The sequence below is a fragment of the Marinagarivorans algicola genome, from assembly GCF_001292705.1.
GTDB lineage: Bacteria > Pseudomonadota > Gammaproteobacteria > Pseudomonadales > Cellvibrionaceae > Marinagarivorans > Marinagarivorans algicola.
The window spans coordinates 1-20,542 of record NZ_LGAK01000011.1 but is presented as its reverse complement, the minus strand read 5'-3'; the positions used below and the strand labels follow the sequence as shown (position 1 = coordinate 20,542).

19 protein-coding genes are annotated in these 20,542 nt (G+C 47.4%); 10 read left to right on the top strand and 9 right to left on the bottom strand.

All coding sequences use genetic code 11. The features are described 5' to 3' along the window. The first annotated feature begins 1 nt into the window (after position 1). Positions 2 to 1,390 carry a conjugal transfer protein TraH gene (locus AC438_RS04860; RefSeq protein WP_000755290.1) on the top strand — a complete coding sequence of 463 codons (1,389 nt, stop codon included), beginning with the start codon at positions 2 to 4 and terminating at the stop codon, positions 1,388 to 1,390. A 3-nt stretch (positions 1,391 to 1,393) separates the two neighbouring features. Then, the gene (locus AC438_RS04855) at positions 1,394 to 4,963 is read left to right on the top strand and encodes a conjugal transfer protein TraG N-terminal domain-containing protein (protein WP_053980139.1); all 3,570 of its coding nucleotides are present in this window, start codon (positions 1,394 to 1,396) and stop codon (positions 4,961 to 4,963) included. A 30-nt stretch (positions 4,964 to 4,993) separates the two neighbouring features. On the opposite strand, the gene eexR is transcribed toward AC438_RS04855, so the two are convergent. From eexR to AC438_RS04820, 7 genes are read right to left on the bottom strand one after another with little or no spacing between them, the layout of a single operon-like run. Continuing rightward, a complete protein-coding gene (gene eexR, locus AC438_RS04850; RefSeq protein WP_053980138.1) occupies positions 4,994 to 5,425 on the bottom strand; it encodes an entry exclusion protein EexR in 432 nt (143 codons plus the stop codon). A gap of 54 nt (positions 5,426 to 5,479) precedes the next feature. Then, on the bottom strand, positions 5,480 to 6,013 hold the full coding sequence (locus AC438_RS04845; protein ID WP_000566753.1) for a FlhC family transcriptional regulator: 534 nt from the start codon (positions 6,011 to 6,013) through the stop codon (positions 5,480 to 5,482). Then, on the bottom strand, positions 6,010 to 6,309 hold the full coding sequence (locus tag AC438_RS04840; RefSeq protein ID WP_000210563.1) for a flagellar transcriptional regulator FlhD: 300 nt from the start codon (positions 6,307 to 6,309) through the stop codon (positions 6,010 to 6,012). Before AC438_RS04840 ends, AC438_RS04845 begins: the two co-directional genes overlap by 4 nt. Further along, positions 6,306 to 6,854, bottom strand: a complete 549-nt coding sequence (locus AC438_RS04835; RefSeq protein ID WP_008843242.1) for a lytic transglycosylase domain-containing protein — start codon at positions 6,852 to 6,854, stop codon at positions 6,306 to 6,308. Before AC438_RS04835 ends, AC438_RS04840 begins: the two co-directional genes overlap by 4 nt. After that, positions 6,841 to 7,503 (bottom strand): DUF6475 domain-containing protein, encoded by a 663-nt coding sequence (locus AC438_RS04830; RefSeq protein WP_053980137.1) that lies wholly within the window; start codon positions 7,501 to 7,503, stop codon positions 6,841 to 6,843. The genes AC438_RS04835 and AC438_RS04830 overlap by 14 nt, the downstream gene beginning before the upstream one ends. Further along, entirely contained in the window at positions 7,490 to 8,359 is an 870-nt protein-coding gene (locus AC438_RS04825) for a hypothetical protein (protein ID WP_053980136.1), read from the bottom strand. Before AC438_RS04825 ends, AC438_RS04830 begins: the two co-directional genes overlap by 14 nt. Positions 8,360 to 8,414: 55 nt before the next feature. Further along, positions 8,415 to 8,666 (bottom strand): helix-turn-helix domain-containing protein, encoded by a 252-nt coding sequence (locus tag AC438_RS04820; protein ID WP_000451746.1) that lies wholly within the window; start codon positions 8,664 to 8,666, stop codon positions 8,415 to 8,417. 117 nt (positions 8,667 to 8,783) lie between these two features. On the opposite strand from AC438_RS04820, the gene AC438_RS04815 reads away from it, so the two are divergent. The 7 genes from AC438_RS04815 to AC438_RS04785 all read left to right on the top strand — a co-directional run bounded on the left by AC438_RS04815 (position 8,784) and on the right by AC438_RS04785 (position 16,805). Continuing rightward, positions 8,784 to 9,431, top strand: coding sequence for a LexA family protein (locus AC438_RS04815; RefSeq protein WP_000854920.1), 648 nt, complete (start codon positions 8,784 to 8,786; stop codon positions 9,429 to 9,431). Between the two features lie 256 nt (positions 9,432 to 9,687). Then, a complete protein-coding gene (locus AC438_RS04810; protein WP_053980135.1) occupies positions 9,688 to 11,271 on the top strand; it encodes a peptide chain release factor 3 in 1,584 nt (527 codons plus the stop codon). An 11-nt stretch (positions 11,272 to 11,282) separates the two neighbouring features. Then, complete coding sequence (locus AC438_RS04805) at positions 11,283 to 11,867, top strand: 1-acyl-sn-glycerol-3-phosphate acyltransferase (protein ID WP_053980134.1); 585 nt, start codon at positions 11,283 to 11,285, stop codon at positions 11,865 to 11,867. A gap of 243 nt (positions 11,868 to 12,110) precedes the next feature. Then, on the top strand, positions 12,111 to 13,160 hold the full coding sequence (locus AC438_RS04800) for an AI-2E family transporter (RefSeq protein ID WP_053980133.1): 1,050 nt from the start codon (positions 12,111 to 12,113) through the stop codon (positions 13,158 to 13,160). A gap of 64 nt (positions 13,161 to 13,224) precedes the next feature. Further along, on the top strand, positions 13,225 to 14,541 hold the full coding sequence (gene hisD, locus AC438_RS04795; RefSeq protein WP_053980132.1) for a histidinol dehydrogenase: 1,317 nt from the start codon (positions 13,225 to 13,227) through the stop codon (positions 14,539 to 14,541). A 10-nt stretch (positions 14,542 to 14,551) separates the two neighbouring features. After that, entirely contained in the window at positions 14,552 to 15,178 is a 627-nt protein-coding gene (locus tag AC438_RS04790; RefSeq protein ID WP_082353978.1) for a DUF6942 family protein, read from the top strand. A 430-nt stretch (positions 15,179 to 15,608) separates the two neighbouring features. Continuing rightward, on the top strand, positions 15,609 to 16,805 hold the full coding sequence (locus tag AC438_RS04785; protein ID WP_202904709.1) for a thiolase family protein: 1,197 nt from the start codon (positions 15,609 to 15,611) through the stop codon (positions 16,803 to 16,805). Between the two features lie 40 nt (positions 16,806 to 16,845). Here the strand turns inward: AC438_RS04785 and AC438_RS04780 are convergent, their stop codons facing one another. Both AC438_RS04780 and AC438_RS04775 read right to left on the bottom strand, forming a co-directional pair. Further along, on the bottom strand, positions 16,846 to 18,348 hold the full coding sequence (locus AC438_RS04780; RefSeq protein WP_053980131.1) for a YifB family Mg chelatase-like AAA ATPase: 1,503 nt from the start codon (positions 18,346 to 18,348) through the stop codon (positions 16,846 to 16,848). A gap of 166 nt (positions 18,349 to 18,514) precedes the next feature. Then, positions 18,515 to 19,399: a DNA ligase gene (locus AC438_RS04775; RefSeq protein ID WP_053980130.1), complete on the bottom strand. Its 885-nt coding sequence runs from the start codon at positions 19,397 to 19,399 to the stop codon at positions 18,515 to 18,517. Between the two features lie 313 nt (positions 19,400 to 19,712). Here AC438_RS04775 and pssA point away from each other — a divergent pair. Further along, the coding region (gene pssA / locus AC438_RS04770) for a CDP-diacylglycerol--serine O-phosphatidyltransferase (protein ID WP_156316998.1) at positions 19,713 to 20,542 on the top strand (830 nt) is incomplete at its 3' end.

Here is a 20,542-nt window from a genome sequence, read left to right as displayed (position 1 = left end):
GATGAAAAAAGTATTCCAAGTATCGCTAATCGCCTGTGCGATTGGTTTTTCATCTATGAGCCAAGCAAGCTTGCAGCAGGAGATGAATCAGTTGTTTGGTTCAATGACCAACACCACTGCGCCTGGTGTATTCGAGAGTCAGCGGCGTGGCGTTATATCTGGTGGAAGTGTTGTTGTTCGTAACAGGATCATGAACGAAAACCTCGTCTCTATGGTGCCTCCGTCATTCCAAGCTGGTTGTGGCGGCATTGATATGTTCGCTGGAAGTTTGTCATTTGTTAACGCGGATCAGTTTGTTCAATTACTTCGCTCTGTTGCTGCAAACGCCAAGGGGTACGCATTCCAATTGGCGCTCAGTGCTATGTGTGAGAAATGTTCCCAGCACATGGAGACTCTGCAAAAGAAAATCCAGCAGTTGAACGAGTATTTTGGCAATTCCTGTCAAATGGCTCAGGGAGTCGTGAACGATACCTTGGCTGCTTTTGGTAAAAAGGGGCAAACAGAAGCCAGCATGTTGAGCTCACTTAAAGGGGCTGGAGACGTTTTTACCAGTTGGAGTGAGTCCAATGGTAAGAACCCATACGAGAATGCTTCAAGTGTCGCGGCATCTGATGTGAACAAAACGATTAAAGGCAACTTGGTTTGGCGAGCACTGAAACGTCACTCGGCATCAAGCTGGTTTGCATCGGGGGATGACCGTTTTCTTGAAGCGGTTATGTCAGTGACGGGCTCGATCATCGTTGGTGATTTAGCGAATGCCGCTGATGGCCAAGGTAAAGCCCCAAAACTGACCAGACTGAATGGCAATAAAGTGACTATTGAGCATCTAATTCATGGCGGTAACGTCGCTATGTACCGATGTGACACAGTGACGCAAGACGGTTGTTTGAACCCGACAATCACTAACGTGACCCTTACCGGGTTATCAACTCAGGTAGAAAATTTACTTCTAGGTACAGGTTCTAGTAACGGCATTATTTTTAAATTTGCTCGAAATACAGGGGCTGCTAGCACCACCGAAAAGGCTTTTATGACCTCGGCTCCCGCGAGCATTGGCGGTATGATTCGAACACTTTCTGCATTAAATGAAGGGGCTGCTAGGTCGTTTGCTTCACGAGCGGCTCCATTTATTGCTGTTGAGATGGCCCGAGCATTGGTTGAAGACATGCTCAATGCAGCTAGAAGCACCTCTGGTGTAGAAGATCATGCCTATGCGAAGTTGTTAACTGAAGACCTTGAACGTGCACGTCGCCAAATCAATGAGGAATACGCCGCGTTACAGCGAAGATACGGCTCAGAGCAAGAGTTGCTGGCGCATTTTAATCAGGTGATTCAGACCATTCGCAAGCAGCGTTATTACACCGTTAAATCTACGGCACTGGGGGAATAGGTCATGTGGGAAATCTATTCCATCGGGGATTCGGCTTTTTTAGAGCAGGTCCTGAACGCTGTCGCGATGATCACTGGTACAGGCGATTTTACTTCAATGGTTCGGATTGGCTTGCTCATTGGGGTATTGATGGTCTCTGTTCAGGCCTTAATGCAAGGCGGTCGTGGGATTAACTTTCAACACGTTTTAGTCTCATGGCTAGTCTTTGCAACCATGTTTGGACCCAGTACCCGAGTGAGCATTGAGGATGCGTACACGGGGCAAGTTCGAGTGGTTGATAATGTGCCCATCGGTGTTGCTGCCGCAGGTAGTACGATTTCGACTGTTGGCTTTCAAATCACGCGATTGTTTGAAACGGCGTTCTCAACTCCCGCCATGACGGAATACGGCTTTGCATCCAGTTTACAGTCACTGATTAAAGTGAGAAAACAGGTGATGGATCGCTCTGGTTTGGGTGATGCAAATCGTGTCGCCGGTTCGGACATCGAGCAATCGTGGTTTAACTACATCAAAGAGTGCACCTTGATTGGTATCGACATTGGCCAAAAGAACCTCGATCAGGTGCTGAGTGATCCTAATCCGATGACTGCGATTAGGTTTGATTCGCGTATTTATGGCACACGCATCATGCTTAGTGGTAGCAGTAGCGATCTGGACTGCACCGATGCCTACAGCCAACTGAAACTCATGACAGAATCAACCTTCATTCCAAGGCTTAAACAGGTTCTGTCAGCCTCATTGGGGACTTCGTCAGCAACGGACACTGATGACGTGATCCGAAATGCACTGAATAACCTTGGTTTGGCTTCAGTTAACACTCAAGAGTACATGACCGCGTCGGTGCTTTTGCCTATTTATGAGCAAAGCGTGACGGGCAAGTATATGGATGATCAAGCTTTCACCGCAGCCGTCATGGTTAACCAAGCGATTGAGCAGCGCAATACGCAATGGGCGGCGGAGCAGACCCTGTTCCAAAGTATCGTTCGTCCGATGATGACGTTTTTTGAGGGTTTCATTTACGCCATCACCCCATTGATGGCCTTTGTGATAGCCCTTGGCCAAATCGGGATGCGAATGGCCGGGAAGTACTTGTTAATCCTGCTTTGGATTCAACTTTGGATGCCTGTCATGGCCATCATTAACCTGTATATTCATTTAACCGTTGCAGGGAAAATGTCGGCTCTTGATGCCTTTGCAGGTACAGAAGTGCCATCTTTTGCTGGGATGATGCAGATGGATTCAGTGCTACAAACCTGGATAGCTACTGGCGGCATGTTGGCGTCGAGTGTTCCGGCTATTTCGCTCATGCTCGTTTATGGCTCAGCAATAACCGCTACCCACTTGGCTGGGCGTCTTCAAAACGGTGATGCCATTGATGAAAAGCTGGCTAGTCCAGATGTCGCGAAAAATGCCCCGGTAATGCAATCACAGTCAATGTTCCAAAATTCAGCCCTTACGGGTTCTGCTATGACCGGCGCGTCAAACCTACTAAGCAGTTTCTCTGTCGGAAACGCAGTGGGTTCAATGGTCGGCTCTGCAAAAGAATCCATGACTCAGGCAACCCAAGCCTTTAGCCGTCAGGTTGGCAATACCATGAGTCGAACTTTTGGTGAAAAGCTAAGTTACGACAACCTTTCTTCGGTTGGACGTCAGATAGGTTCTTCTAACTCCGCATCTAGCGCCGTTGTTAATCAGGTTACTGATGACCTGCAAACTCGGTATGGTTTTGGAGACGATAAAAAAGATGCTGTACGTGGCTTGGTATCTGGCGTGTTATCGGGAGGCTTAAGGGTCGGTGGCGATGGAACCATTACAAATACCGATGATAAAGAAGTAGCAGATAAAGGGTTCTTGGGAAGATTTCTTGGTACAGGGGGGAATGACTCCCCACAGGGCAACTTGCCAGGAGTCGATAAGCCAGACTCATCTCGTGTACCAAAAATATCACGGTTACGAGCTGGGTTGGATCTAGGTGGTAACTTTAGTGGCCAAGTTGAGTCATCAGAGGGCAGTTCTCGGTCAACGACCGCAAATACGCTCACTGGGGAGATGCAAAGCTTGGCATCAAGTGATTCACGACGTGCTGAGTATCGCGATGCAATGGTTAAGGACCTTTCAGATTCAAGACGTTCTGGCGTTGAGATGTCCTTGTCTAACCAAGACTATCAGTCTCTTCAGAGTTCAGCACAAGACGTTGTCACGGCATCAAACCGCTTTAGTGAGCTTGATCAGGCCAGCTACAGTCTATCAGGACAAAGGAACACGGATGGTGCGACGTTAACTCGATTAGCGGCGGATAATCCTGAAGTCATGGATTATTTAGGTCGCTATATGAACCAGCATGTTGAAGCCGGTAACCGATTACGTGAAAACCTTCCAATGTATCAGCGCTTGCTACCTGATGATAATCAGGCGTATGTGGCCGCAGCTATGGAGTCTTTAACCTATAGCAACTCTTCAACGCCCGCTGAACGCGACAATGATTATCAAGCAGCAATGACTGTTATGGCCATGGCTACCGGAGCCGATTTACGATCAATTCAGCCACGCTCTAATGAAGGCATGTCATCAACTGCACCTACTTTTGGTGGTATTCAAAGCCAAGTTGAATCGGGTGTTCTGGGAGGCTATGAGGATGCTGCAACAGTTCAAACTCAGTTCAACGCAGCTCAATCGGCTTACCAAACCAATCTGTCTGGTATAGATGGACAGTTGAATGCGCATCAGCAGCAAGCCCAGCAGGCTGTAGCTTCTGACACAAGTACCTATCAATCTGGACTAATCAGTGAAGCTGGATCTCAGTGGCGATCACGCATTATGGCTGATGATAGCGGAGTTTCTGGTGCTGAAATGTTCTTCAACAGCGCCAGTGCTATAGGTGATTTCAGTGGCAAGCATACTGATGCAGCACTGCATACCTTGAATCACTTTGGCGAAGACTATGAGAGTTACAAAGAACAAGCGCTTGAAGATCCTGGCTCACGAGGTTTCTTGCACAATGCAACGGTGGCCAGCAAATCAACCTGGGATGGCTTAAAAGCCGCCGTTGATGCCGGAACCTCTTTGGAAAACCCATTGACGGCGTTTAATGATGCATACAGTGGATCGAGTTCGCAGTATGCCTCCGAAGTAAACTGGGGCACTAAGTCTGAAGCCATGTTGGCGGGGGCATTCGGTGCGGCAGTTAACAATCGATATGGTGAGTTCTTAGAGCAGTATGCTGATGATTTTAAACAGGAAGCATACAGCGAAGGGCAGAGAATGGGATTGACCCCGATTCAAAGTCAAGTGTTCGCTCAAGCTTTCAATGAAGGTTTGGCGGGGCGCGTATTCAACTCTGAAGACTCATCGAGTTGGTCGCCTGAAATGCTAGGTCTAAGGGAGCAAATGCTAAATGAGTATCGTCAAAAGGATGAGAGTGGCGCTTACATTCCTGACAGTGTGTCCGAAGAAGATAAAGCATTTGTGGATAAGCAGATAGCGGTGATCTCAAATGCATCCCTTGCGGGAGATTATGCTCAGAACAACTTGATCGATATTAGGGCCTATAACCAGGCATCAGGAAGGAACTAGAAATAGAAGGTAGCCAGCGTTGTAGGCTGGCTACTTTTTTGGTTTTTTGGGGAGGATAGATGAGCGACCATCTGCAAATTCGTTTACCCAGTACCAATATTTTTTTTCGCTCAGGTTTAGTTCTCGACCGGTATCTTTCAGTTGCCTTTGAAATAAACGGATTAGACCGCTTAAGCCCAAGAAAGCTAAACCGACACATAACATTGTCCAACTCGCTTGCCAATATGCGATTGCTACAAACACTAAGGTGACAGTTATAAGGCCGATAGGGTTACAGGTCGCTTTGAATCCCAAGTAGCTTAAAAAAACGACGGTGCAGAACAGAAATGGCAAAGCCGCTAACTTGGCAGATGCCGTTAATATTTCTGATGGATAAAAATGAGCCGCAGCCAAAGTCGCCAGAAAAAGCCCCAGTGATATAACCCAGCAGCGTGCTGGTAAAGATTTAAGTAAGTTTGTCATCTTAGTACTCTCAAAGTGCACGGGCGGTGCACAATCAAATCATGCATCAGCATGTTAGTTCTCAAAAAGTGCTCTAGTGGTTTGCTCGGCCATAATCTCACACACAGGGCATTTAAGCTGAATGCGCTGTTGTGATACCGTCAAATACAGACTGCCGCATCGACACCGGTGTAAGGATGCAAGCTGTGATCTTAAATCACGAGCTAGAACCCAACCTTCATTGATGGTTAGTTTTTTCCAGGGGATTTCAGCTGGAAGATCTGCTTCTTCCCTTGCAACCAAGTACGCATCGTAAGCTTTCATCAAAGCATCAATATTTAATTGCTTGTAGACATTATCACCACCAATATTGACATAAAGCGCCATCAGCAGGGAGCCTTCAACTAGGGCTCTTCTGCTTTTAACAATGGCATCAGATTCTGGTAATTGACCAGGACAAGGTGACTTGCCAGTCACTTCTTTGTGCAGCCTTCTGATAATGTGGATTGGCAAACCTGTATCGAGCGCGATAATGGTTGTTCGAAATCCGTATTTAATAAGCAGCGAGGCTCGGGTAAATAGCTCACTTTTGGACAGGTTATCAATCATGCATCCCCCTTGTTGTTTAGGGTTGATAATAAATAAGCGATTCTTGGGATACCTGTGCCTTTGCTCTTCACCATCTCAATCAGTTGGCTTTGGTTACCCCTTGGTTGAAACAGCATGAATGATGAGGTCGCCACTCGTTGCAGGTCATCAACACCAGCATTAATCAGAGCATCAACCACGTCGCGTGTAAGTCCAAAGCGCAAGACGGCCTCTTGCGGATCAATTCGCGCTAATTCTCGTGCTGCGTGTAGGTACGCCAAATTTAATTGATAGAAGTCTTGTTGATTGGTTGTCATTGACGGACCTCCAGTTCATGTAAAATATTGCGATAGATAGAAAGCACTCTTTGCCCATACCAGCGTGCACGCTCTTCGTTCCAACTGTGATAGCGGCCTATGCCAAGCTCTAAATCATTTGGTGAAGACTTGATTGCTTCGGCCAAAATACTTGAGCCGACCGTAAGGTTGGTGATGGGGTCTAGCAGTTCCGCTGCTGAGCTCACCCGATGCCCATGCCAATGCAAATTGATTTGCATAAGGCCAATATCGAGCTGATATTTTTCAGTCTCTTGCAGTGCCTGGTTTAACAGTTGCTCTGCTTCTGTCTTAGATTTGGCGTAGGTTGCGTTTGAACCATTGCGAATTGCGTATGGCCATGGACTGGTCATGTTGAGACCACGATGTGAGGCCGACTCAGCCAAGGCAACGGCGTAGAGCATGACTGGATCAATACCAACGCTTTGTGCTGCTTTTTCCCACTGATAGCCCGGAAACGCATAGACTGAAGTGCTTGCGGACATGGCTATCACTAGGGCAATTGTTTTTGCTTTAATCGTTTTCATTTTTGTCCTCTAATTGATTTCCGAGAAGCGCCTGAATGGCTTTCGGGCTTATTCTTTTCAAAGGCACTGCGCTAAAGTCGGTGATGCCTCTTGTATAAACTTGTGCTGCTTTTGACCAGTCGCCCACGGCAACCGGCGCTTGCATATCAAATCCTTTTTGCTGGTTCTGATGGTCTGCAATACCTTGTAATAGCCTTGGGTATTCACCCACTTCGTCCCGCAACAAGTAAGCCTGGTAGCGTGTTAAAAACTCTTTTTGCTTAAAGGGGTATTCCCTGTCATCAACTTTGCAGAGTTCAACCCATCCCCCCATGTCTGAAATCACGCGGTGGATAAGTGCATCGTCAAACATCACGGATGTCCAAGCGCCAACCTGACGAACAGCCTTGTCAACTTTGTTCCAAGCAATCATGGCTCTTGAACCCGAGTTGCCATCGATATGCTTGATGACGTCAGCGGGCTTTGGAAAAAATTGCCCAGTATCCGGTGATTGAATATGCCGAGTCAGACCGATTCGCACTTCTTCAATGCTATAAGCACGAAGGGCTTCAAATGCGATGGATAGCAATTGCGGTGATACGCTTTTGCCATACATGGCCCAAGCTGCTCCCCAAACTTCAGCAAACTCGCGTTTATCAACCTCCTGCACTTGAACGAACCTCCCGAATACCTGGTCCGGCCCAGCTTTCAGCGATGCGACGATTGCTTTCTTCAATATTCAATTGGTGATTGCTGCCCTTTAGGCTCGTCGATGATTGCTGTACTTCATCAATGCGAACGTACTCGTCTTCCCATTGCCGGTTTAAAAGCCAGTTATGTGGCATAGGGGTCTTAGTCCGATCTTGATACTGCAATCGGTTGTCTCGTTGCTCTTTCCAGCGTGTTAGCACTTCCAAGGCGAGTTCATGGTCTTCATTGAGGCCCATGCGAAGCCATTCTTCTTTGGCTTTCGCTTTTTTTTCTTTGCGTATTTGTACATCCCAGAAGTCTTCAAACTGTATGTGGTCAACAGTTTTAACTGTTGGTTTATTGCTTCTCTCAGAGTCATCCGACCGTTGAGAGTCCCTTACCGGGTTGCCATCAGGCATAAACAATGATGAAAATTCTTCTGGTAGCCGAGCTTGAAAAGCGGCAAGAGATTTCAAAAGCGATGCCATACCAATGAAGTCGGCAGGTACATCTTTAAGCAACCGAAAGGCTGCTTTACCTTGGTTTGGGTTTTCGATTGGGTTGTGCTTCAGAAAGCTCCGAATCAAAGTCCAACCGGATTCCTCGCAACGAATGAGGAACTGATCTTGTTCTAACTCATTTAGAGCCTTGGCAACCTGTTGCTCATCCCAGTTCAAGTCAGAAGCAACGTAACCAATCGGCAATCGAAAGCAGCCAAGCAAATTACAATGTGGGCATGTAAGCAAATACAGTCCTAGCAACTTCGCTGAGTCACTCCAGGACAAAACGTTTTGCTTTAGCCAAAAGCGGGTATAGACCTTGCCATAATCACGCATGGAGGAACTCGCTTTTGTGTTTACGTAAAATGCTGACCATTATTTGCCCTTAATCCTACTGGTTACTGGCTTTCAGCTCGCTTGGGCATTCGGGATAGATGTCCGGTCTTAACTGGGATCGGGTTACCTGTCCTTGCGTAGCTTGTTCGATGGGTAAAACGAATTCAGCGGGAACACGCCCTGATTTATTCAACCAAAACCAAACGTTTTGCTGTTTTGAGTTGATGGCTCGTGCTAATGCTGATTGCCCGCCTACCAAGTCAATGGCACGGCGGAGATGTTTTTGTGTCGTGTTGAACACTTCCATACCGTCTCCTGTTACAATAATAACTGTTACAAGATTGAATGTTACAGTTTAAACTGTAGATTAGTCAACAGTTAAAATTGTTGAAAGGCTACAGTTTTATTTGTAGAATACGGGCTTATGAAAACTTTATCCGAACGACTAAACCATGCCTTGCAGCTTACTGGGGTGACTCAGTCTGAGTTGGCTCGTCGCATTGGTATCAAACAGCAGTCGATCAGCCAGATTTGCTCTGGTAAATCGGCTAGGTCTCGTTACACCATGCAGATCGCGGAGGCGCTTCGCGTGAATGCTCATTGGCTCGCCACGGGTGATGGCGAGATTGGCTTGGGGGTCGGTAATGTAGAAGTCGGGCCTGATATTAAGGGAAGAATTCCTCTCATTAACTGGGTTCAGGCCGGTGATTGGACTGAAATAGCGGAGGGATTTGCCCATGAAGATGCTGAGGAGTGGCGTGAAGTCACTGGGAAAGCACATGAGGGTTGTTTCGCACTTCGCGTAAAAGGCGACAGTATGGAAAATCCAAGCGGAAAAAAATCCATACCTGAGGGGGCAGTGATCGTTGTTGATCCTGAGTTACCTTACTCTTCAGGCTCATTGGTTGTTGCGCGTTTGGATGATTCGAAAGAAGCAACCTTTAAGCAGTTGGTCATTGATGGTGAACAGAAGTACCTAAAACCTTTGAACCCCCAATACCCTGCAATACCGATCAACGGCAACTGCACCATCATTGGTGTAGTACGACAAGCTATCATCGATTTTTGGTAGCAAAGGAATTTGTGGTTTAGCCACAGTTGTTCATGAGCTGAAGAAGCAACGATTGCAAACAGCTACAACTGAGCATTGGCGCACGCTGAGAGTAAATGGTAACCGATCAGATAACCATTGATTGTTTATAAAGTCAAGATCAGCGAAAATAGCGGCCAATTACGATTAACACGACGGATTTGACAAGCGAAGAACTGAAAAGAGAGTACTTCCAAAAGTGTGTACAAATCCGTGTACAAACTAAAAGAATTTATACATGGCAAACCAAGATTTTCTTAATGAAATCAATAAGCGAAGGACCTTTGCTATCATCTCGCATCCTGATGCCGGTAAAACGACGATCACCGAAAAACTCCTTTTGTGGGGGCAAGCTATACAGGTAGCGGGCTCTGTAAAAGGTAAAAAAGGCCCGCATGCTAAGTCGGACTGGATGAGTATGGAGCAAGAGCGCGGTATTTCGGTCACCTCCTCGGTTATGCAGTTTCCTTACAAGGGGCGCATGGTTAACCTGCTTGATACACCAGGACACGAAGATTTTTCGGAAGATACTTACCGAACTTTAACCGCGGTTGACTCAGTACTTATGGTGATTGATGGCGCGAAAGGGGTTGAAGATCGTACGATTAAGTTAATGGAAGTGTGTCGCTTACGCGATACGCCTATTTTATCGTTTATCAACAAAATGGATCGCGATACCCGTGACCCTATTGAAGTGCTCGATGAAATTGAAGATGTCCTTAAAATTGCAGCAGCGCCTATTAACTGGCCGCTGGGTATGGGTAAAGAGTTTAAAGGGGTCTATAACTTATACACTGATACCTTGCATGTGTTTCAGCAAGGTAAAGGGTCGATTATTCCTGATGATATTCAAATCAAAGGTTTAGCCAGCGATGAAGCTGCCGAGCTATTGGGCCCTTACATTGATGATGTGCGCGAGGAAATTGAATTGGTGCGTGGCGCCACGCATGTCTTTGATCGCGAGGCTTACTTAGCAGGTAAACTAACGCCTGTTTTTTATGGCACAGCACTGGGCAACTTTGGCGTACGTGAAATGCTAGAGGGTTTTGTCGAATGGGCGCCAGAGCCTTTAGCGCGCCCTGCTGCCAGCCGTGAGGTGGTTCCTACCGAAGACAATTTCAGTGGCTTTGTATTTAAGATTCAAGCCAATATGGACCCCAAGCATCGCGACCGTATTGCCTTTATGCGCGTGTGCTCGGGTACTTATAGGCAAGGCATGAAAATGCACCATGTACGCCTAGGTAAAGATGTGCGCATTAGCGATGCGGTCACGTTTTTAGCGGGTGACCGTAGTGCGGTATCCGAGGCCAAAGCAGGCGATATTATTGGCTTGCATAACCATGGCACAATTCAAATTGGTGATGCCTTTAGTGAAGGCGAAGATTTAAAATTCACGGGTATTCCTCATTTTGCGCCAGAGCTCTTCCGTCGTATTCGGCTTAAAGATCCGCTCAAAACCAAAGCGCTACAAAAAGGCTTGCAGCAGTTATCAGAAGAGGGCAGTACGCAGGTGTTCTTCCCGCAAAACAATAACGATATTGTTGTGGGCGCTGTGGGTGTATTGCAGTTTGAAGTGGTATCTTATCGCTTAAAAGACGAGTACAAAGTTGAGGCAATTTACGAGCCGGTGAGTGTGGCTACAGCGCGCTGGGTCGATTGTGAAGATGACAAAGTATTTGATGAGTTTAAGCGTAAATGTGCCGAGAACTTAAGTATTGATGGTGGTGGGCATTTAACATATTTAGCGCCTAACCGTGTGAATTTATCATTGGCCCAAGAGCGTTACCCTAAAGTACGTTTTAGAGCCACCCGTGAGCACTAATCGGAATAACCATGATGACTGTCTTACCTCCACTCGCACCGCGCAAGGGTAACCGTTTTACCCGCTGGCTGGGTGCGAGTTTGTTAAAGTTATTGGGCTGGACCGTAGAGGGCGAACTGCCTAATGAGCCTAAGTTAATTCTTGCTGGCGCACCACACACCTCTAATTGGGACTTTGTTTTTTCGATGTTAGTGGTTTTAACGCTTGGGCTTAAAGCTTCGTATTTAATGAAAAAAGAAGCCTTTTTTTGGCCCTTTGCTGGACTATTTAAATGGCTCGGCGGCGTACCGGTAGCGCGTGGACGCAATGGCGGTATGGTAGAGTCTTTGGCGGGCTGGTTTACTGAGCAAGAAGCATGCTGGTTAATGATTACACCCGACGGGACACGCCGAAAAGTAAAAAGCTATAAAACGGGTTTTTTACGGGTGGCCGAGTTAGCTCAAGTGCCGGTGATGCTAGTGTCTTGGGATTACGCCTCAAAGCGTGTAGTACTCGAAAAAGTATGGGCGACAACCGGTGACCACGAAGCCGATTGCCAAGCGATTCGGCAATACTTAACCAGTCGCTACGAAGGGCGCCAGCCTGAGTGGCAATAATTGTTGTAACTATTAATTCTTGTGGTTATTAATTCCTGTCGCTATTAATTGTTGTAACTATTCAGCCAAGCTGAAAACATTCACCTGATAGAGTGCTGATGGATTGTTTTCTGGGCATTTAAGTGCCGTGAGTACTCATATAGCGCCCACGGATGGCTTGAGCGCCCGAGATAGAAATTCATTAGTGCCCAATTTTAGTATCTCTGAATAGTTACTAATTTTTTAATTATCAAGGACTGTATTATGCCCGCCTCGCCTGTCGCACGTTTTTTATTTGGTACAGCCTGTTTTGTCGTGGTGGTTGCGGGTATGCGTACCGCAGAATCATTGTTGGTGCCTTTTTTATTGTCGTTGTTTATATCGGTGCTGTGCTCGCCGCCTTTGGTTTGGTTAAAAGAGCGTGGAGTGCCGAATGGCCTAGCGATTTTTATTATTATTGGTGCGGTCTTAGTGGTAAGTTTGGGTATTGGAACTGTAGTGGGTGCGGCGCTCGGTAATTTTAAGCAGGACTTACCCATCTACCAAGCCCGCTTAACAGCATTAACTGCGGGCTTGTTTACCAAGCTGCAAGCGCTGGGTTTGCATATTGATGCCGCGCAGTTACGCGAAACCTTTAACCCCGCTGCACTCTTGGGCTTTGCCGGTAGTGCATTGGCTAATTTGGGCAACCTAATGACCAATGCCTTTTTAATACTGCTCACAGTGGTCTTTATTTTGGCAGAAGAAGTAGGCTTTAGTGACAAAATTAAGCTCGCTAGCGATAACTATCAAAAAACATTGCATGCCCTTAACCGTTTTAAGGTGGTGGTAAACCGTTATATGGCGATTAAGTCGGCACTGAGTTTATTAACGGGTTTATTAGTTATGGCTTGGTTGTGGTTTTTGAAGGTCGATTACTTTGTCTTGTGGGGCATGCTGGCCTTTTTACTTAACTTTATTCCTACGTTGGGCTCTATTTTAGCGGCTATTCCTGCTGTGTTATTGGCTTTGGTGCAGCTGGGTATTGGCGATGCGGTACTAACGGCAATAGGCTTTGTGGCTGTCAATATATTGATCGGAAATGTACTGGAGCCACGTATTATGGGTAAAGGCTTAGATCTATCGGCTTTGGTGGTATTTTTGTCATTAGCTTTTTGGGGGTGGGTATTGGGCTCGATCGGTATGTTGCTGTCTATCCCGTTGACGATGACAGTCAAAATAGCCCTCGAAAGTTTTGATGAAACCCGCTGGGTTGGCGTGATGCTGGGCTCTGGCACTGTAGCGACCAAAGCGGTGCGCGGCAAGTTTACCTAAACGCGGTCTGTTATAAACCTGTTACAATCGGCCCTTTATATTTGATTGATTTTTTGAGGTCACTATGCCCAGCCCACTGATTAACCGTTTACATTCAACCGATGCCAACTTTAATACAGAGTTGTCGACGCTACTGGCGTGGGATGAAGGTTCGCATGAGCATGTTGAGGCGGTGGTTAAAGAGGTTTTACACGATGTGCGTGCACGCGGTGATGAAGCCGTTTTAGAGTACACCCATAAATTTGATAAATTAGCGGCGAGCAACATGAGCCAGTTGGTTTATGGCCAAGAGCGTTTACAGCAAGCTTTAGCCAGTATTCCTGCTCAAGAGCGTGAAGCCTTAGAAGCCGCCGCTACCCGTATTGCGCAATACCACGAGCACCAACAACAACAAAGCTGGCGCTATACCGACACCATGGGTAACCAGTTAGGCCAAAAGGTCACACCCATGGATCGTGTGGGCGTGTATGCTCCAGGCGGTAAAGCAGCTTATCCGTCATCGGTGTTAATGGCTGCCGTCACGGCAAAAGTGGCCGGCGTATCCGATGTTGTGCTGGTTACGCCAACCCCAGGTGGCATTGTTAACGAAACCGTATTAGCCGCTGCAGCGATAGCCGGTGTTGATAGTATGTATACCATTGGCGGCGCTCAAGCAGTGGCTGCTTTGGCCTATGGCACCGAAACGATTCCTAAGGTTGATAAAATTGTGGGCCCAGGCAATATGTACGTTGCCGAAGCTAAGCGCGCGGTGTTTGGTACGGTTGATATTGATATGATTGCAGGGCCTAGCGAAATCCTCATCATATCGGACGGTACAGCGAATCCCGACTGGATAGCGATGGATCTCTTTAGCCAAGCTGAGCATGACGAAGTGGCTCAAGCTATTTTGTTGACTCACGATAGCGCACACTTAGAGGCCGTGCAGCAAAGCATTGAAAAGCTATTGCCGACACTTGCGCGCAGCGACATCGCTGCTACATCTTTGCGCGATCGTGGTGCGCTTATTTTGGTGCAAGATTTGGCCGAAGCTGTTGAGGTGAGTAACCGTATTGCGCCAGAGCATTTAGAGTTAGCGGTTGCCGATCCCGAGGCGCTATTACCTAATATTCGCCATGCGGGTGCTATTTTTATGGGGGTCAATACCTCTGAGGCATTGGGCGATTATTGCGCCGGCCCTAACCATGTTTTACCAACCTCGGGTACCGCGCGCTTCTCTTCGCCTTTAGGGGTTTATGATTTTCAAAAGCGTAGCTCGATTATTTACTGCTCGGCACAAGGAGCGAGTGATTTAGGCAAAACAGCGAGTGTATTGGCCCGTAGCGAATCACTAGAGGCGCATGCACGTTCGGCCGAATACCGTATTTTAAGTAATGATCAGTAATTAAAAACGTATGCCGGACGAAGCTGTTTTAGCGGTGGATTCAACCGTCGATTTAGAGGTGGGTTTAGGCGTTAGCCAAGCCCCATTAGCCATTTACATGGCCAACCGTCCTGTGAATGATCATTATCCGACGCTCAATCATTTACAGCCTCTAGCCCCTGGCGAGCTGTCGCATATTGTGGCCAATAATACCAATCACTGGCGTAAAGTGTTTAATGTGTATGCCAAGGTGTTATGGCAGCTAAAATGGCACCAAAAGTGGCCCTGCGGTCATTATTTAAAAGGTCACCCTCTTTATTACGAGCTAAATAGCGGCCGCACTCCAACAACGCAAAGCTCTGCTCAATCTTGGCAAGAGTATCGCGATACACAGCTTTTACAGGCGCATAGCCATGAAGCCTTATTGTTTAGTGCACCGCACTTTGGTCCCGCCTTTCAATCTCAGCCTCACATTAAAATTATTGCGGGTAAAACCTACGCAGCAGCCCTTAAGTTACCCCCGCTAACGTGGGTAGATGCTTATTTTGCGGTGAATCAAGAGGCTCATTTAGTTGTCAGCCCTTACCTTGATTACCGTCAGTTATCGAATGAACGTATCGAAACGCTAGCGGCTATTATTGAAGGCTTTAAGTATTGAAGGGTTTAAATTTTAGCGTGTTGGCGTGCATACGCTGGTCAGGCTGTAACTATTCAGCCAAGCTGAAAAAATCATCTGACAGGGCACTGATGGATTATTTTCTGGGCATTTAAGTGCCGGGAGCGCTTGTATAGCGCCCATGGATGGCTTGAGCGGCCCAGACAATAATTCATCAGTGCCCAATTTCGGTATCTCTGAATAGTTACGACAGACTTTGCTTTAGTGGCCGCCTCTGTAGAGCCAAATATGCGTTAAATAAGGTGGCAAAAACGATACAAATTAAGACAATTCCGAGGATAAGCACCCGTTTGCAGTGTGTTAGGTTAAGCTTTGATGCTCGGCTTAGCGCTTGCCCTGTGTATGGGTAAAGCACTATCAACTCGATTCTCACTTTAACTCAATTCGTGTTTCACACATGGGGCTTTTAATTATGAGTAATACACTGACCGAAAACCAAATAGTCATTACTGCGCTAGCGCGCACGCCAATAGGTTCACTGCAAGGGGGGTTGGCCTCTTTGAGTGCTGCACAGCTGGGCGGCCAGGCCATTAAGGCTGTACTCGGTGCTCAAGGTGCTGCTGAATATGGTGTTGATGAAGTCATTATGGGTTGTGTGCTCCCTGCGGGTGTAGGCCAAGCGCCGGCTCGCCAAGCCACGTTGAATGGTGGTTTAGGTGTTAATGTGAATGCGACCACGATTAATAAAGTGTGTGGCTCGGGCATGAAGGCTGTAATGCAAGCGGCTGATGCCATTAAGGCCGGTAGCGCCGAGGTTGTGATCGCTGGCGGCATGGAAAGCATGACGAACGCACCACACTTATTGCCTAAAGCGCGCGCAGGTTACCGTTTAGGGCACGGTGAAGTATTAGACCACCTATTTACCGATGGCTTACAAGATGCACACAGCGGACAGCTTATGGGGTTGTTTGCCGAGGCAACGGCCGAAAAGTATGGCTTTACTCGCGAGCAGCAAGATGCTTTTGCCTTAGAGTCATTAAAGCGCGCAAACGAAGCGATTGCTAACGGCCACTTCAGCGATGAAGTGGCTCCAGTAGTCGTGGTTACACGCAAAGGCGAGATTACGGTAGATACTGACGAGCTACCCGGGCAAGCTAGGCCCGAAAAAATACCGCAATTGAAAGCGGCTTTTAAGCCCGGTGGCACAGTCACCGCGGCCAATGCCAGTGGTATTGGTGATGGCGCTGCAGCTTTAATGCTAATGAGTCAAAAAAAGGCCACCGAGCTTAATCATAAACCGCTGGCCCGTGTTGTCGCCTATAGCCAATATGCTCATGAGCCTGAGTGGTTTACCACAGCCCCTGTTGGCGCGATCAAGCGTGTTATGCAAAAAGCGGGTTGGTCGGTGAGTGATGTTGATTTATTTGAGATTAACGAAGCTTTTGCTGTAGTGACTATGGCAGCGATTGCTGATTTAGAATTGCCCGCAGAGCGCGTGAATATTCATGGTGGCGCATGTGTTTTGGGTCATCCGCTAGGTGCTTCGGGCGCGAGAATTATTGTCACGCTCATTTCTGCGCTAAAAACTCACGGTTTAAAGCGAGGCATTGCCAGCTTATGCATTGGTGGTGGTGAGGCGGTGGCTATTGCTGTGGAGCTAGACGATTAAATGTGCTTATTTGGGTTAAGCATAAGCTTGGTCTGATCATTTATGGGTTGCCTCTATCAAGCCCGCGATAGGCTAGGGCTTCGCTAATATGGTTGATATCAACATGCGCCGATTGCGCCATATCCGCGAGGGTTCTTGCAACTCTTAATATTCTATCGTAACCGCGAGCGCTCATATTTAATTGCTCAACGGCGCGCTCGAGCAGGCGCTCACCTTCTTTACTGAGCGCGCAATAATCGTGCAGCTCCATCCCTTTTAATTGGCTGTTGGGGCTGCCTTGTCGGTCATTTTGAATTTTTCGGCAGGCTATCACTCGTGCTCTTACGGTATGGCTGGGCTCGCCTTGCGGTTTGCTTTGAAGATCGCTAATGGGCAGTGGTGTAACCGGCACGTGTAAATCGATACGATCGAGTAGCGGGCCAGAAATTTTTTGTTTGTAGCGGGCAACTTGTTGCGGGCTGCATCGGCAGCGTTGTGACTTATCACCAAAAAAGCCACAAGGGCAGGGATTCATTGCAGCAATTAATTGAAACTGTGCGGGGTACTCCACTTGGGCGTTCGCGCGTGAAATAGCAATATGCCCGCTCTCGAGAGGCTCCCTAAGAACCTCCAAGACCGTGCGAGGAAACTCGGGCAGTTCATCTAAAAATAAAACTCCTTTATGAGCCAATGAAATTTCTCCGGGCTTAGGGTGGCTACCACCTCCGACTAATGCCACGGCAGAGGCTGTGTGATGCGGGGCGCGAAAGGGCCGCTGTTGCCACTGGTTAGGCTTACAATGACCAATAATGGACTGAATTGCTGCGACATCTAATGCATCGTCATTTTCGAGCGGCGGTAAAATACCGCCTAATCGCGCGGCGAGCATGCTTTTACCTGTACCTGGTGGGCCAAACATGAGCAAGTTGTGGCCGCCGCATGCGGCAACTTCTAAAGCTCTGCGTGCTTGTAACTGCCCTTTAACATCGGCTAGGTCTGGGTAGCTAAGTGGCTCGTCGAGGGCGATGAGTTTTTCGGGTCTTGGCAGTGTTTCTCGTTGATGTAAATGGGCCGTGACTTCTAATAGGCTATTGGCAATATAGCTATTATTGGGGGCACAAAAGGCGGCTTCTTGCTGGTTTTGCTTGGGGCAAATGAGCTGCCGGTTATTTTGGTTACAGGCTTTTGCACTGGCAATGGTACCGCGAATCGCTCTAATAGCCCCTGTTAGAGCTAGCTCACCGACAAATTCATAGTCACTCAATAAGGTTAAAGGTATTTGTTCTGAGGCGCCCAAAATACCGAGGGCAATGGCGAGGTCGTAACGCCCGCCTTGCTTGGGGAGATCGGCCGGGGCTAGATTAACGGTAATGCGCCTTTGCGGAAATTCAAAATGACTGTTCACAATCGCGCTGCGTACGCGATCTTTACTTTCTTTGACCGCGGTTTCGGGTAGCCCCACAATCGTGAATGCTGGCAAGCCATTAGCTAGGTGGACCTCTACTTGCACCTCGGGCGCGGTAACGCCAAGCTGGGCGCGCGTTAATACAACGGCAAGGGACATACGCTAAATACCTTTAATGGGCTATGTGTTTATGGCGTTGTGTGTTGATAGGCAGTAGCTCTTTAGTAAAGCCATGCATGTTAAAAAGCAATGCATTTTATGGCTGTATATACAGTATAAATGGCTGCTATATAGAGTGTAGAAGTTTGCTAGAGTTTTGCTGTATTTATTCTGATGATCCCCTCATGGAGGGTGCATTACCTGTAACGGCATGGCGAACCCTTAAGTAGCTGGCAAATTTCGGGATTCCTTTGTGGGTTCTTCCGTAATATTTATAAGTGATAATACTGCCGATTGGGGGTGGAGCGGCTCGCTCAGCGTCGCTAAATCCTGTGCCTATATTGAAGGCTTCGCCTTGGGTATTGATAACGCGAATAGCGCCTAGCATGCCAGTATACTTTCCTTTGCCGGGTAGATGCGCGATAACAGTAGCTTCAGCATCGTCAAAACTTTTGACTTTGAGTAGGTCATTATTGCGAGTGGTATGGTACAGGCTATCACCTTTATGAAGCATCAGGCCTTCACCGCCTAAGTCTTCTATCGTCTTGAGTTGCGCCATTAGCTCTTTATGGTTGGCGACTTTAAATTGTTTGACGGGCTGCCAAAATGCATTTTGGGGCTGGCTTTGACTGTAAAGGGTGCTTAAAGCTTTGAGTCGTTGATCAAAAGTACCCTGATGATGGGGTAAATCGAAAACTTTGTAGCTAACGTTATGGTGTTCATGGCTCCATTCGCGATATGTCGTTTTTTTTCGTCGAATAAGGGCGCTTATGCGCTCAAACGTATTACGAGCTATCCATAGCTCGCCATCAAGAGCCGTAGCGGGGAGTTGGTTTTGGAGTGCTTGAGGTATGTGAATGATATTGCCTTGCCGAGTGAGCATGCGCGTCCCAGTCCAGTAACCGCGCACCCCATCAAGTTTTTCACTGGCCCAGTAGTCATTAAGGTTGATCTGCTTGTCTAGCGAGTAAGTATTGGCGAGAGTGACAGCTGGCTTGTGTAGAGTGTGTGCTTGTCCTAGTGTGCCCAATACAGTGCAGGCGCTTAGCATTAAAATGCAATCTATAATGAATTGGCATGCTCTTGTGCGATGACGCGGCCTTATCCCTTGCATTGTGCATCCTTATTGGCGACTTGCTTAATAGCTTAGTTCAGTAGTTTGTATTGGGCAATCTAGGTACAGTATTTCCTGTGTATCGGTTTTATTTTCGTTTTGTGCGGTGCTATTGGCTTAAATATCAGTGAGAGAGCGTGTTAATTAATTGGATTGTCGCATTATTGGGGCTTGGCAATGTCTTGCGCTGGAGTATGATGCGCAATTAAAGTTAATGGCCAAGAGCCCTAAATTGTTGCGAGTTGATGATATGTCGAACCCTGATGACAACAGCTTTAAGGATGTTGAAGAGCATCCTTTGGCGCAAATTGTAGATGAGCATGTAGAAGAGGTAGAGGTAAAAGGCGAGAAAATTCGTCGTAAAGGCGTGTACCTTTTACCCAACCTATTTACGACCGCCGCTTTGTTCGCTGGTTTTTTTGCGATCGTATCAGGTATGAATGGGCATTTTGCGCATGCAGGTATGGCGATATTTGCCGCTCAAATACTTGATGGCTTTGATGGCCGTGTTGCTCGTATGACTAATACAACCAGCGCCTTTGGTGTTCAGTACGATAGTTTATCCGATATGGTGTCATTTGGTTTGGCGCCAGCACTGGTTATGTTTAGCTGGGGGCTTGAGCCTTTGGGTAAAGTGGGTTGGGCTGCGGCCTTTATATTTTGTGCGTGTGCGGCATTGCGTTTAGCGCGCTTTAATACACAGGCAGAAGTCGTTGATAGCCGTTACTTTGTGGGCTTGGCTAGTCCGCCAGCGGCGGCTATTTTGGCGGGTACCGTGTGGAGCTGGAGCGATGTTGTACCTTCTTACGAGGTATCAATGGCTTTAGCGATTATTACGACGCTTGTCGGTCTGCTAATGGTCTCTAATGTCCGCTATACCTCCTTTAAAGGTTTAAACCTAAAAGGACGTGTTCCTTTTGTGGTGCTGTTTGTTGCTGTACTGGTGTTTGTATTAGTGACTGTCGATCCCGCAAGAATGCTTTTATTGATGGCTGTCACTTACTGTTTATCGGGTTTGTTGGCGTGGGGCGTAGGGGTGTGTAAGCGCCCTAAAGTGACCGCCAAAAATGATAATACAAA